Below are 13,327 nucleotides of genomic sequence, written 5' to 3' on the forward strand. Positions count from 1 at the left end.
TGGGCCGGTCCGCCGGCTGGCTTGCCGGTTGTTCATGAGGACGTGCCCGGAGCCTAAATGGTTCATGCCTCGAAGGGAACGTGATGTGCACGTCACCCTAACGAATGATCGAACGCGTATGCGAGGCTGGACTAGCATAAGGATTCCCCCTGGGTGGCGTTACAACCGCTCTACCAGGCCTCGGTAGGCTCTCAGCGGCTACCGAGGCCGAGCCCGATACCCACCGGGCCCCCAAATGAAATTCAGCGAGGAGCGAACCGCGTGACCGCCGATTCCGTGCCGTCCACTGCGCTGCTGACCGGAGCAGGCGGCTCAGACAGGGACAGCTCCAACTACACCGCGCGGCACCTCCTCGTCCTCGAGGGGCTCGAAGCGGTTCGTAAGCGCCCCGGGATGTACATCGGGTCCACGGACAGCCGCGGACTGATGCACTGCCTCTGGGAGATCATCGACAACTCGGTCGACGAGGCTCTCGGCGGTTACTGCGACAGCATCGAGGTCATCCTCCACGACGACGCCTCCGTCGAGGTCCGCGACAACGGCCGGGGCATCCCGGTCGACGTGGAGCCCAAGACCGGGCTGTCCGGCATCGAGGTCGTCATGACCAAGCTGCACGCCGGCGGAAAGTTCGGCGGCGGGTCCTACTCGGCGTCGGGCGGCCTGCACGGTGTCGGCGCCTCGGTCGTGAACGCGCTCTCCGCCCGGCTGGACATCGAGGTCGACCGCGGTGTCACCCACTCCATCAGCTTCCGGCGCGGTGTCCCGGGCATCTTCACCGAACAGGGGCCGGACAGCCCCTTCGACCCCGCCAACGGTCTCCGCAAGGGCAAGCGCGTCCCCAAGACGCGTACGGGTACCCGTACGCGGTACTGGGCGGACCAGCAGATCTTCCTCAAGGACGCGAAGCTCGACCTGGAGACCCTGTACCAGCGGGCACGCCAGACCGCGTTCCTCGTGCCCGGCCTCACCATCGTCGTACGCGACGAGCGGGGCATCGGCGGCGAGGGCAAGACCGAGGAGACGTTCCACTACGACGGCGGGATCAGCGAATTCTGTGAGTACCTGGCGCAGGACAAGGCCGTCTGCGACGTCCAGCGCCTCAGCGGAACGGGAACCTTCAAGGAGACCGTGCCGGTCCTGGACGACCGGGGGCACATGACGGCGACCGAGGTCACCCGTGAGCTGAGTGTCGACATCGCCCTGCGCTGGGGCACCGGCTACGACACCACTCTCAGGTCCTTCGTCAACATCATCGCCACCCCCAAGGGCGGCACCCACGTGAGCGGATTCGAGCGCTCCCTCACGAAGACGGTGAACGAGGTCCTGCGCTCCTCCAAGCTGCTGCGGGTGGCCGAGGACGACATCGTCAAGGACGACGCGCTGGAGGGCCTGACCGCAGTCGTCACCGTACGGCTGGCGGAGCCGCAGTTCGAGGGGCAGACCAAGGAGGTCCTGGGTACCTCGGCGGCCAACCGGATCGTGGCCAACGTGGTCGCCAAGGAGCTCAAGGCATTCCTGACGTCCACGAAGCGCGATGCCAAGGCTCAGGCCAGGGCGGTGCTGGACAAGGCGGTGGCCGCGGCACGCACCCGCATCGCGGCCCGCCAGCACAAGGACGCTCAGCGCCGCAAGACGGCGCTCGAGTCCTCTTCGCTGCCCGCGAAGCTCGCGGACTGCCGGAGCGACGACGTGGAACGCAGCGAGCTCTTCATCGTGGAGGGCGACTCGGCCCTCGGCACCGCGAAGCTGGCCCGCAACAGCGAGTTCCAGGCGCTGCTGCCGATCCGGGGGAAGATCCTCAACGTTCAGAAGTCGTCCGTCTCGGACATGCTCAAGAACGCCGAGTGCGGAGCCATCATCCAGGTCATAGGGGCAGGCTCCGGACGCACCTTCGACATCGACGCGGCGCGCTACGGCAAGGTCATCATGATGACGGACGCCGACGTCGACGGTTCGCACATCCGCACCCTGCTGCTCACGCTCTTCCAGCGCTACATGCGGCCGATGGTCGAGGCAGGGCGGGTTTTCGCGGCCGTGCCCCCGCTGCACCGGATCGAGCTCGTCCAGCCGAAGAAGGGCCAGGACAAGTACATCTACACCTACTCCGACAACGAGCTCCGGCAGACCCTGCTGGAGCTGCAGCGGAAGAACGTGCGGTTCAAGGACTCGATCCAGCGGTACAAGGGCCTCGGCGAGATGGACGCGGACCAGCTCGCGGAAACCACGATGGACCCGCGCCACCGCACCCTGCGCCGGATCAACATCGGCGACCTGGAATCCTCCGAGCAGGTCTTCGATCTGCTGATGGGCAACGAGGTCGCCCCACGCAAGGAGTTCATCACCAGCTCCGCCGCCACCCTGGACCGCTCGCGCATCGACGTCTGAAGCTCTCCACCCGTGGGTGGAGACCTTTCTCCACCCACGGTCAGCCTCTGAGCTGATCCCCTGACCGTCGTGCCTCCGTAGCGTCGAAGTCATCAAAATCTTCACGCCGTCGGAGGCTGTCGTGGCAGAGCTTTTCAACGTTCTGGTGATCTTCGCGGTTGCCGCGTTCGTGGTGGTGCGCCAGTTCTCGGCCCAGCGGGTCGGCGACCAGGAGCGCTGGTGGGTGCTGCCGGTGATCATGGCCGTCGTCGCCCTGCGCGGTGGCGGAGCGCTCGATCCCCGTCACGAGACACTGTCCTCGGTGATGCTCGGCGCGGGCCTCGTGGTGGGTCTGGTCACCGGCGCGGGGTGGGGCTGGACCGCCCGGTTGTGGCAAGGGCCGGACGAGACCTTCTGGAGCCGGGGTACCAGGGCCACCTTCTGCGTGTGGGCGGCAGGGATCGCTCTGCGCGTCTCACTGGGCGGGGTCGCCCTTCTGCTCGGCATACACCAGGGCACGCCGGCCCTTCTCATATCGCTCGCGGCGATGCTGTTCGCACGCGGCGGTGTCCTGGCCCTGCGGGCCAGGGACATGCGTGAGCGGGACGCTGTCACCGAAGGGTCCCCGGCCGGCTGCGCGCCGTCGGAGGCCGTACCGGCCTTGTCGAAGGCCCGGGCGTGAATCGCGGCAGGTGGACGAGCTGGCCTTCCAAGGAGGCCCTGACCCGGGCGCCGCACACGCGGCCCCGGGCCCTGATCCAGCGTCTCGCGTGGAGCGCGGTGCTCGCCGGCCTTCTCTGGAACGCCTTCGCGGACGGGCGGTTCGCCCTCTGGCAGGTCACGGTCGACCTGGTGACGGCGGCCGGCTGCTGGGCCGTGGGCAGCGCGTTCTTCCGCACCACCAGGGAGCATCGTCTGGGGCCCTCCCTCGCGCTGCTGGTGCTGCTGACGGCAGCGGCGGCCGGGGCTCTGGCCGCGGGCGCCGGAGAGCTCGCGGTGGTGGTGTGGTGCGGGGGCGCCGTGATCGCCCTGGAGCGGCTCCCGCTGTTCGCAGCGGTTCCCCTCACCACGGTGACCCTCATCGCCTACGCCGCCGTCAAGGGCGACGGCTGGCTGACGACCGTGATCACCACGGGTGGTCTGTGCCTGGGCGGCTACGTGCTGCGGCTCGATGCCGAGGCCCGGGCCGGCTCCCAGCGTCTCCTCGCCCAGGAACGGGCCGCGAGGGAGGCGGAGGCTGGGGCGGCGGCGCTGGCGGAGAGGTCCAGGATCGCCCGCGAGATCCACGATGTACTCGCCCACAGCCTCTCCGCCCAGCTCGTACACCTGGAAGCGGCCCGGCTGCTGATCGAGCGGGAGCCTTCGGCGGAATTCCGCGACCAGGTGCTGGAGAGAGTGGTGGCGGCGCGTGCCATGGCGCGTGAGGGCCTCGCGGAGACGCGTCAGGCGCTCTCCGCGCTGCGTGGCGAGCTGACCCCGGTGGAGGACTTCCTGAGCCAGCTGGTGGCCGGTGAGGCGGCCGAGGTGTTCGTGGCGGGGGAGCGGAGGGAGCTGGCCGTGGAAGCGTCGCAGACGGTGCGGAGGGTGGCTCAGGAGGCACTGACCAACACCCGGAAGCACGCTCCCGGGGCAGCCGTCACCGTCCGGCTGGAGTATCAGCCGGACGCGGTGGCCCTGGAGGTAAGGGATCACGGCGCTCTCCGTCCGGCGGGCGAGCTCGCTGTCAGTGGCTCCGGATACGGTCTGGTGGGGATGCGGGAGCGTGCAGAACTGCTCGGCGGGACGCTGGAGGCAGGGCCGGACGAGGAGGGGTTCGTGGTGAGTCTGCGGGTGCCGGCGTGAGTGCGCGGGTGGTGGTCGCCGACGACCAGTCGGTGGTGCGTGAGGGCATCGTCATGCTGCTGGGCCTGCTGCCGGGCATCGAGGTGGTAGGGGCCGCGAAGGACGGCGACGAGGCGGTGGCCCTCGTGGCCGAGACGGCTCCCGACGTGGTTCTGATGGATCTGCGGATGCCCCGCTGCGACGGTGTCGAAGCCACGCGCCGGATCCGCAAGGAGCATCCCCGTACCCAGGTGGTGGTCCTCACCACCTTCGCGGACGACGATTCGCTGTTCACCGCTCTGCGGGCCGGCGCCCGGGGATACCTGACCAAGGACGCCCGCGGTGAGGAGATCGCGCAGGCCATCGAGGCGGTGCTCTCCGGTGAGGCGGGGCTCTCGCCGAAGGTGCAGAGCAGGTTGCTGGAGCGGGTCACGGCCCAGGCCGTCGCGACCGGGGCGCCGCTTCCGTCGGAGCTGCCCGACGGGCTCACCCCCCGGGAGGCCGAGGTCCTGGTCCTCATCGCGGACGGACTGTCCAACGCGGAGATCGCACGCACGCTGCACATCTCCCGGGCCACGGTGAAGACGCACATCAACAACCTCTTCGCCAAGACGGGCGCACGCGACAGGACCGGAGCCGTGCGCTACGCCTACGGCCGGGGACTCGCACACCCACCCGGCACTTCCGTCACCTGAAATGGTGAAGCACGGCGAATGAAGTGCCCGGGATCTTCCCGGTCTGCCCATTCTTGGCTACGCGGCCGAAGAGGCTCGTGGACAAGGGAGTTGTCGGTGGAGAAGGAAGCAGGGCCGGGGGCCGCAGCGATGCGGCTCGACGACCCGTGGTACGAGGCGTCGGGCACGGTGTGGGGCGAGCCGGACGGTGCGGGGGCCGTTGTGCCCGATGGGCGGTCCCGGTCACAGGAGCAGGTCCGGAGCGCGGCGGAGATCTATCTGGAGGTGCAGGACAGCCCCGCCTTCCGCGAAGTGCGCCGTCGCTACCGGCGGTTCGTGGTCCCCGCCGCAGTCGCCTTCCTGCTCTGGTACCTGGCCTATGTCATCGCGGCCACCACCGCCCACGACCTGATGGCGCGTCCCGTCGCGGGCGCTCTCAACGTGGCCATGGTCGCCGGACTCGGGCAGTTCCTCACCACGTTCCTGCTCACGTGGGCGTACGCCCGACACGCGCGTCTGCACCGGGACCGTGCCGCTCTGGAACTGCGCTGGGACACACAGGAGATGACAAGAGGGATCAGCCGGTGAGGGGGGACCATCAGACGCTGGCGCTGCTGCTGTTCAGCGTGTTCATCGCCGTGACGCTCGGCATCACCACCTGGGTCAGCCGCAACCGGCAGGGGTCCGCCGAGGAGTTCTACGCCGGCGGACGGCTGTTCTCCCCCATGGAGAACGGATTCGCCATCGCCGGTGACTACATGTCCGCGGCATCCTTCCTCGGGATCTCGGGGCTGATCGCCCTGTTCGGCTACGACGGCATGCTGTACTCCGTCGGGTTCCTCGTCGCCTGGCTCGTCGTCCTGCTCCTCGTCGCCGAACTCGTGCGCAACTGCGGGCGGTTCACGCTCGCCGACGTGGTCGCCGCCCGGATGGCGGAGCGCCCGGTGCGCACGGCGCTGGGCACCTCGTCGGTCACCGTCTCGGTGCTCTATCTGGTGGCCCAGATGGTGGGGGCGGGGAGCCTCGTCGCGCTGCTGCTCGGAGGCACGAGCGACACCGCCCGATCCTGGACGGTGGTGGGGGTCGGAGCGCTGATGGTGGTCTACGTGTCGCTCGGCGGCATGCGCGCCACGACCTGGATCCAGATCGTCAAGGCGGTCCTGCTGATGGCCGGTGCCGTGGCGCTCACCGTGCTCGTCCTTCTCCGCTTCCACGGCGACCTCAACGCCCTGCTGACCTCCGCCGCCGAACGCAGCGGCCACGGACGGGACTTCCTCTCGCCAGGCCTGAGGTACGGCGGGAGCTGGACGGCGCGCTTCGATTTCATCAGCCTCGGGCTGGCGCTCGTCCTCGGCACGGCCGGGCTGCCGCACATCCTGTCGCGCTTCTACACCGTCCCCACGGCCCGGGCGGCACGGCGCTCCGTCGTCTGGTCCATCGGGCTCATCGGCAGCTTCTACCTGATGACCATCGTGCTCGGGTTCGGAGCTGCCGCGCTCGTCGGATCCGCGGACGTCCGGGCTTCCAACGCCTCCGGGAACACGGCTGTCCCGCTCCTTGCGCTCGTCCTCGGAGGTGGTGAGGGCTCCACGGGCGGCACGGTGCTCTTCGCCGTCGTGGCCGCCATCGCCTTCGCCACGATCCTCGCCGTGGTCGCGGGGATCACCCTCGCCTCCTCCGCCTCCGTCGCCCACGACCTGTACGCCTCGTTCCGGAGGCCGGGTGCCAAGCAGCGCAGCGAGGTCGGCGTGGCCCGGGTGGCCGCGGCGGGCGTCGGGGTGGTGGCCATCGGACTCGGCCTCCTGGCCCAGAATCTGAACGTCGCGTTCCTCGTCGGCCTGGCCTTCGCGGTCGCGGCCTCGGCCAACCTCCCGACGCTGCTCTACTCGTTGTTCTGGCGGAACTTCACCACCCGGGGTGCGGTCTGGGCGGTCTACGGCGGACTGATCCCCGCCGTCCTGCTCGTCCTGCTCTCGCCGGTGGTCTCGGGAAGCGCCACCTCGCTCTTCCCCGGCGTGGACTTCGCGCTCTTCCCCTTGGAGAACCCGGGACTGGTGTCGATCCCGGCGGGCTTCCTGGCCGGCTGGATCGGCACGGTCACCTCACCCGAGCCGCCGGACCCGGCCAAGCACGCGGAGACGGAGGTCCGGTCGCTCACCGGGGCGGGGGCGGCATAGGCGGGACCGCGCCCTCAGGAACCGGTGGCCCAGATGTACCGGTGTTCGGGGCGGCCCGTCTCGCCGTACTTGAGGGAGAGCCGCACACGGCCCGTGCGTTCGAGCAGCTTCAGATAGCGCTGGGCCGTCTGCCGGCTCATCCCGGCGCTCTCCGCCACCTCCTGGGCGGAGAGCGGCCCGTCAGCAGCCCGCAGGGCCTGGCGGACCAGTTCCGCGGTCGTCGTCGAATGGCCCTTGGGGAGGTCGGACCCGCCCGTGGCCCACAAGGCCCCGAACAGGCGGTCCACCTCCGTCTGCTCGGCCTCGCCGCCGCTCTCGAAGGTGCGGCGCAGCGCCGCGTACGCCTCCAGTTTGGTGCGAAGCCCGGCGTACGCGAACGGCTTGACCAGGTACTGGAGGGCGCCGTGGCGCATCGCCGCCTGTACGGTCGCCACGTCCCGGGCGGCCGTCACCATGATCACATCGGTGTGATGGCCGAGGGCCCGCAGCTCACGCACCACGGCCAGGCCGTTGCGGTCCGGTAGATAGTGGTCGAGCAGGATCAGATCGATGGGCACCTCGCCGATCCTCGCGAGAGCCTCTGTCGCGGAGTGGGCCATCGCGGCCACCCGGAATCCGGGCACCTTGGCGACATAGGCCGCGTTGATCCGGGCGACCCGTACGTCGTCGTCCACGACCAGAACCTCGATCACGGGGCGTCTCCTGACGTCGCGGGCCGTACGGGGGCCGACGGGCCGCCCGCGGCGGGGGAGCCGAGCCGTTCCGGGCTTCCGGGCGCCGGCACGCCCAGCCGTTCCGTGCCGCCCAGGGCCTCCGGAAGGACGACGGTGAACACCGCCCCGCCCTCGGGGGAGCTCGACACGGATACGCTGCCGCCCTGTCGCTCGGCGAGCCGCCGCACCAGCGGAAGCCCCAGGCCCCGCTTGCCGTGGGCCGGGAGTTCCTTGGTGGACCAGCCCTCCGTGAAGATGGATTCGTGATCACCGGCCGGAACGCCGGGGCCGCTGTCGCGCACCCCCAGTACCACCGTACGGCCGTCGGCCCGCAGCCCGACCTCGATCCGTGCGTCGGGCGTCCCCGCGGCCGCGTCCAGCGCGTTGTCCACCAGATTGCCGAGGACCGTGACGAGTCCGCGTGGGTCCACCAGCCTGTCCGGCAGGAGTGTTCCCGGCGCCATGCGCAGCGCGACACCACGCTCGGCGGCCACGGTCGCCTTGCCCACCAGGAGTGAGGCCAGCAGGGGGTCGTGGACCTTCTCGGTGACCTGCTCGGCCGTCGCCCGGTGGACGCCGACGACTTCCGTGACGAACTCCACCGCTTCTTCGTGCATCTCCAGTTCCAGCAGCCCCAGGAGGGTGTGCAGCCGGTTGGCGTGCTCGTGGTCCTGGGCGCGCAGGGCGTCGATCAGGCCATGGGTGGAGTCGAGTTCACGGCCGAGGTACTCCAGTTCCGTACGGTCGCGCAGCGTGGCGACGGCCCCGCCGTCGTCGGTCGGCATCCGGTTGGCGAGGAGCACGCGGTTGCCGCGGACCGTCACCAGGTCGTCGCCGACCACCCGCCCGGCCAGCACGTCGGTGGTGCGCCCCTCGCCCAGTGCCTCGTCGAGCCGCTTGCCCGAGGCCTCGGGGCCGAGCCCGAGCAGTCGCTGGGCCTCGTCGTTCAGGAGCCTGATACGCCCTGTGCGGTCGAGCGCGACGACGCCCTCACGGATGCTGTGCAGCATGGCCTCGCGCTCGGTGAGCAGCGCCGAGATGTCGGAGAACGCCAGGTCATGCGTCTGCCTCTGGAGACGGCGGGAGATCAGATAGGCGGCGAGGGCTCCCACGGCCAGTGCCCCGCCCGCGTAGGCGAGCAGCCCGGGGATCGCGGCGAGAAGCCGGGCGCGGACACTGTCGTACGCGATGCCCACCGAGACGGCACCGACGACCCGGTCCGATCCGTCGAGCAGCGGCACCTTGCCGCGCGCCGAACGTCCGAGTGTGCCGCTGTCGATCTCCATGACGGACCTGCCGGCGAGCGCCGCACTGGGGTCGGTGGAGACGACGTCGCCGATGCGGGAGGAGTCCGTGTGCGACCAGCGCACCCCCTGCCGGTCCATGACCACGACGTATTCGGCACCGGTCGCCCGCCTGATCCGCTCCGTCGCGGCCTGGACGGCGCCGTCCGGCCGCGGCTCGGTGGTGAGCAGCGACGCGGAGATCTGCGGCTGTGCCGCCGTGGACTGCGCGATCGCCAGGGCGCGGCGCATCGCCTGGTCGTCGAGCTGGGCGCTGAGTGGTGCCAGGAAGAGGCCCGTGACGAGGACCGTGACGCCGGTGATGATGGCCAGCTGCATCAGCAGGACCTGCGAGAAGACCCGCCGCGGCCAGCCGAACCGGCGCGGTCCCCGTGGGGTGGTCCGTGGGACGCTCATCGTACGAACGGTAAGGGGCAATCCACGCTCACCGAAATCTCGGAGGCCGATCGCCCGTCGTTCGCCTGCCGATCGTTCTCCGATCGCCGGACAGGCCGGGCTCTTGCCCTCCGGCTCTCCATCTGTGAGCGTTCTATGGGTATCTCCCTTGACGCAATATTTTTGCGGTTCTTGCGCTAATCTTGCGTTCATGACGCGACGACTTGCTCAGGTTGCCCAGAAAGTAGGAGTCAGCGAGGCGACGGTCAGCCGCGTGCTGAACGGCAAGCCGGGTGTCTCCGACGCCACACGCCAAGCCGTTCTCTCCGCCCTGGACGTGCTCGGCTACGAGCGCCCGACGCAGCTCCGCGGTGAGCGTGCAAGGCTCGTCGGACTGGTCCTGCCCGAGCTGCAGAACCCGATCTTCCCGGCCTTCGCCGAAGTGGTCGGAGGCGCGCTCGCCCAGCAGGGCCTGACCCCGGTGCTCTGCACGCAGACCAAGGGCGGGGTCTCCGAGGCCGACTACGTGGAGCTCCTCCTGCAGCAGCAGGTGTCCGGAGTCGTGTTCGCCGGTGGTCTCTACGCCCAGGCGGACGCCCCCCACGACCATTACAAGGTGCTCGCCGACCGCAAGATCCCGGTCGTCCTGATCAACGCAGCCATCGCGCATCTCGGGTTCCCGGCGGTCTCCTGCGACGACTCGGTGGCAGTCGAGCAGGCCTGGCGTCACCTCGTCTCGCTCGGCCACGAGCGGATCGGCTTCGTCCTCGGCCCGGCCGACCACATGCCCTCGCAGCGCAAGCTCGCCGCAGCCCGCGCACTGGCTGCCCAGTCGGGGGTCACCGTGCCGGACGAGTACGTCTCCCGGGCCATGTTCTCGCTCGAGGGCGGCCAGGCCGCCGCCACACGGCTGCTCGACCAGGGGATCACGGGCATCATCTGCGCCAGCGACCCGCTGGCCCTGGGCGCCGTACGCGCGGCGCGGCGCCGGGGACTGTCGGTGCCCGGAGAGGTCTCCGTCGTCGGCTACGACGACTCCGCGTTCATGAACTGCACCGAACCGCCGCTGACCACGGTGCGCCAGCCGATCGAAGCCATGGGCAGGGCCGCGGTCGAGCTGCTCTCCGTGCAGATCGGGGGGCGCGCGGTGCCGTCGGACGAGCTCCTCTTCGAGCCGGAACTGGTCGTCCGTGGTTCCACGGCCCGCCCGCCCCGGCCGTAGTCACGTGAATTTCCGCCGGTTGTAGCTAATTTGCAGGTCCCGCACCCCCCGGCGTGGCCGCCTTCGGGACAGGCAGCGGCTGGGGCGGGCGCGGGCCGGAGTACTGCCCGCTGGGACGCATGCGCAGCGGCCGTTCCGTGTACTCCTCCATCGCGTGGGCGATCCAGCCCGCCGTCCGGGACACGGCGAACACCGTCTCACCCGTTTCGGCGGGCATGCCGTAGGCGACCGAGAGGACGGCCAGGGCCAGGTCGACGTTGGCGTGCAGAGGTGTGTGGCGGGCGGTGGTCGCGACCACGTCACGGGCCGCCGCCACCGCCGGGGCCGCCTGCGGAATCTCGTCCAGCAGCGAGAAGAGCTCGCCCGCCCGCGGATCCTCGCTCCTGTACAGGCGGTGGCCGAGCCCCGGTACCCGTCGGCCGGCGCGCAGGTGGTCCGCGACCACGGGGGCCGCGCCGCCCCGGTCCACGACCTCGGCCAGCATCCGGTGCGCCGGCCCGCTCGCGGCGCCGTGCAGTGGGCCCTCCAGCACGCCGAGTCCCGCGGAGACCACGGCGTACGGGTTCGCGTGGGTCGAGGCGGCGACCCGTGCCGCCAGGGTCGAGGCCGCGAGGTCGTGGTCGGCCAGGAGGGCGAGCGCCGTGTCGAGCACGGCCAGTGCGGCCGCGTCCGCGGGCCGGGCGGAGAGCTTCGGCCACAGCTGGGCGGCCAGAGAGCCCTCGGCACTCACCTCGCCGTCGGCCCCGCCCCCGGCTGTCGGCAGCGCGCCGACCAGGGTGGGGATCAGGTTGCGTGCACTGTTGAGCACCCCCTCGGGGGAGAGGTCGAACCGCAGGGGATCGGCGGACGCGGCCGCGGCGACAGCGGCACGGAGCCGGTCCGTCGCGCTGCTGTGCCGCGGCATCGAGGCGGCCGTCCGGCGGGCCGCGGCGAGGGACTCGCGCGCCGCGGTGAAGCGGATGCCGGGGCGGAGCTCGCCGGTCCAGATCCACTCGGCAACCTCCTCGTAGCCGTAGTGACGGGCGAGTTCGGTCGCGTCGACGCCGCGGAAGAAGTAGCGGTCCGGCTCGATGAGCGTGATGCCGGTGCGGAAGACCAGATCGCCCGCGGCGGACGGCGAAGGCTCCCTGCGCCCCGTGCGGCGGGCCAGGGCGTCGACCTCCGTGGCGTCGAACGTGCTGCCGCGTCCGCCGGGAGTTCGTTTGCTGGTCAGCTGCCCCCTGCTCACGTAGGCGTACACGGTCTCGGGCTTCACTCCGAGGCGTTCGGCCGCCTCCCGGGTGGTCAGTCTGCGGGGCACCCCCTCGGCTCCCGAGTCCCGCGTACCGGTGGTTCCGTGCGCCGAGTCATGCGTCATGGCGCCCACCGTATCCATGTCCATGTATGCCGGATCACCTCCGACGACGCCTCATGTTGATTAAATCAATATTGACAACTTCAAAGTCAACCATGGACAGTCGAATCAATGTACTGCTCGTCGGTGGAGGAGAGACCTGCCATGACTGCTTCGCATACGGAAACCGCCCCTCTCGACGTTCCCCGGGGTCTCGCCGGCGTGATCGTGACCGACACCGCGCTCGGCGATGTGCGCGGGCGCGAAGGGTTCTACCACTACCGGCAGTACTCGGCGGTCGAACTCGCGCAGAGCCGCAGCTTCGAGGACGTCTGGTACCTGATGTTCCACGGCGAGCTGCCCGGCCGGACCGAGAGCGCCGGTTTCGCCGCCCGCACGGCCGGCCTGCGCCGGCTGCCCGCAGAGGTGCGGGAGGCGCTGCCCGCCATCGCCCGGGCCGGGGCTCTCTCCGGCCCGCTCGCCGGCCTTCGTACGGCGCTCTCGCTGCTGGGCGCCTCCGCCGGCTTCCGTCCGGTGTACGACATCGGGGCCGAACGCCGCCGTGAGGACGCCCTCGCCGTATGCGCGGCCGTCCCCACCTTGCTGACCTCCCTGTACCGCCTCGGCCAGGGCCTGGAGCCGGTCGAACCGCGTGACGACCTCCCGTTCGCCGCGAACTACCTGTACATGCTCAGCGGCGAGGAGCCGGACGCCGTACGGACCTCGGCCGTCGAGCGGTACCTCGTCTCCACCGTCGACCACGGCTTCAACGCGTCCACGTTCACCGCCCGAGTGATCGCCTCCACCGGCGCCGATGTGGCCGCCTGCCTCGTCGGAGCCGTCGGCGCGCTCTCCGGGCCGCTGCACGGCGGCGCGCCCAGCCGGGCGCTGGACACCCTGGACGCCATCGGCACCCCCGACCGGATCGACGGCTGGATCCGCGGACGCGTCCTCGCGGGGGAGCGGATCATGGGATTCGGGCACCCCGTCTACCGCACGGAGGACCCACGCTCCCGCATGCTCCGCTCGGTCGCGCAGAGCTTCGGCGGCCCGCTCGTCGACTTCGCCGTCGAGGTCGAACGCCAGGTGGAGGCGATCCTCGCCGAGCTCAAGCCGGGACGCGAGCTGCACACGAACGTGGAGTTCTACGCCGGTGTCGTCATGGAGCTCTGCGGGCTGCCGCGTGAGATGTTCACGCCCACCTTCTGTGCCGCGCGCATGGTCGGCTGGAGCGCCAATATCCTGGAGCAGGCGGAGGACTCGAAGATCATCCGCCCGGCGGCCCGCTATGCCGGGCCCCCGCCTCCGCAGCCCGTACCGGCACTCTGAACGACCCGAGGAAGG

At 70.5% G+C, this 13,327-nt stretch carries 11 protein-coding genes; 8 read left to right on the forward strand and 3 right to left on the reverse strand.

Going from position 1 to position 13,327, the window contains the following annotated elements; all coding sequences use genetic code 11:
* The first annotated feature begins 261 nt into the window (after window positions 1–261).
* The 6 genes from OG379_RS28675 (at window position 262) to OG379_RS28700 (ending at window position 7,036) form a co-directional block, all read left to right on the forward strand.
* Window positions 262–2,385 (forward strand): type IIA DNA topoisomerase subunit B, encoded by a 2,124-nt coding sequence (locus tag OG379_RS28675; protein WP_405665857.1) that lies wholly within the window; start codon window positions 262–264, stop codon window positions 2,383–2,385.
* Window positions 2,386–2,506: 121 nt separating this feature from the next.
* A complete protein-coding gene (locus tag OG379_RS28680; protein ID WP_405665859.1) occupies window positions 2,507–3,046 on the forward strand; it encodes a DUF1453 domain-containing protein in 540 nt (179 codons plus the stop codon).
* Window positions 3,043–4,206: a sensor histidine kinase gene (locus OG379_RS28685; RefSeq protein WP_405665860.1), complete on the forward strand. Its 1,164-nt coding sequence runs from the start codon at window positions 3,043–3,045 to the stop codon at window positions 4,204–4,206. Before OG379_RS28680 ends, OG379_RS28685 begins: the two co-directional genes overlap by 4 nt.
* Window positions 4,203–4,880 (forward strand): response regulator, encoded by a 678-nt coding sequence (locus tag OG379_RS28690; RefSeq protein ID WP_405665862.1) that lies wholly within the window; start codon window positions 4,203–4,205, stop codon window positions 4,878–4,880. The genes OG379_RS28685 and OG379_RS28690 overlap by 4 nt, the downstream gene beginning before the upstream one ends.
* A 96-nt stretch (window positions 4,881–4,976) precedes the next feature.
* On the forward strand, window positions 4,977–5,447 hold the full coding sequence (locus tag OG379_RS28695) for a DUF485 domain-containing protein (RefSeq protein ID WP_393762017.1): 471 nt from the start codon (window positions 4,977–4,979) through the stop codon (window positions 5,445–5,447).
* The gene (locus OG379_RS28700) at window positions 5,444–7,036 is read left to right on the forward strand and encodes a cation acetate symporter (RefSeq protein WP_405665863.1); all 1,593 of its coding nucleotides are present in this window, start codon (window positions 5,444–5,446) and stop codon (window positions 7,034–7,036) included. Before OG379_RS28695 ends, OG379_RS28700 begins: the two co-directional genes overlap by 4 nt.
* A 14-nt stretch (window positions 7,037–7,050) precedes the next feature.
* Here OG379_RS28700 and OG379_RS28705 read toward each other — a convergent pair whose 3' ends face one another.
* Both OG379_RS28705 and OG379_RS28710 read right to left on the reverse strand, forming a co-directional pair.
* The gene (locus OG379_RS28705; RefSeq protein ID WP_405665864.1) at window positions 7,051–7,728 is read right to left on the reverse strand and encodes a response regulator; all 678 of its coding nucleotides are present in this window, start codon (window positions 7,726–7,728) and stop codon (window positions 7,051–7,053) included.
* Entirely contained in the window at window positions 7,725–9,449 is a 1,725-nt protein-coding gene (locus OG379_RS28710; RefSeq protein WP_405665865.1) for an ATP-binding protein, read from the reverse strand. The genes OG379_RS28705 and OG379_RS28710 overlap by 4 nt, the downstream gene beginning before the upstream one ends.
* 190 nt (window positions 9,450–9,639) lie before the next feature.
* Between OG379_RS28710 and OG379_RS28715 the strand changes: the two genes are divergently transcribed.
* Window positions 9,640–10,650, forward strand: a complete 1,011-nt coding sequence (locus OG379_RS28715) for a LacI family DNA-binding transcriptional regulator (protein ID WP_393762023.1) — start codon at window positions 9,640–9,642, stop codon at window positions 10,648–10,650.
* Between the two features lie 25 nt (window positions 10,651–10,675).
* On the opposite strand, the gene OG379_RS28720 is transcribed toward OG379_RS28715, so the two are convergent.
* The gene (locus OG379_RS28720; RefSeq protein ID WP_405665866.1) at window positions 10,676–12,007 is read right to left on the reverse strand and encodes a citrate/2-methylcitrate synthase; all 1,332 of its coding nucleotides are present in this window, start codon (window positions 12,005–12,007) and stop codon (window positions 10,676–10,678) included.
* A 141-nt stretch (window positions 12,008–12,148) separates the two neighbouring features.
* On the opposite strand from OG379_RS28720, the gene OG379_RS28725 reads away from it, so the two are divergent.
* Entirely contained in the window at window positions 12,149–13,312 is a 1,164-nt protein-coding gene (locus OG379_RS28725; protein WP_405665867.1) for a citrate synthase, read from the forward strand.
* Window positions 13,313–13,327: the final 15 nt, after the last annotated feature.

This window comes from Streptomyces sp. NBC_01166 (genome assembly GCF_045039765.1).
In the GTDB taxonomy this organism is placed as follows: Bacteria; Actinomycetota; Actinomycetes; order Streptomycetales; family Streptomycetaceae; genus Streptomyces.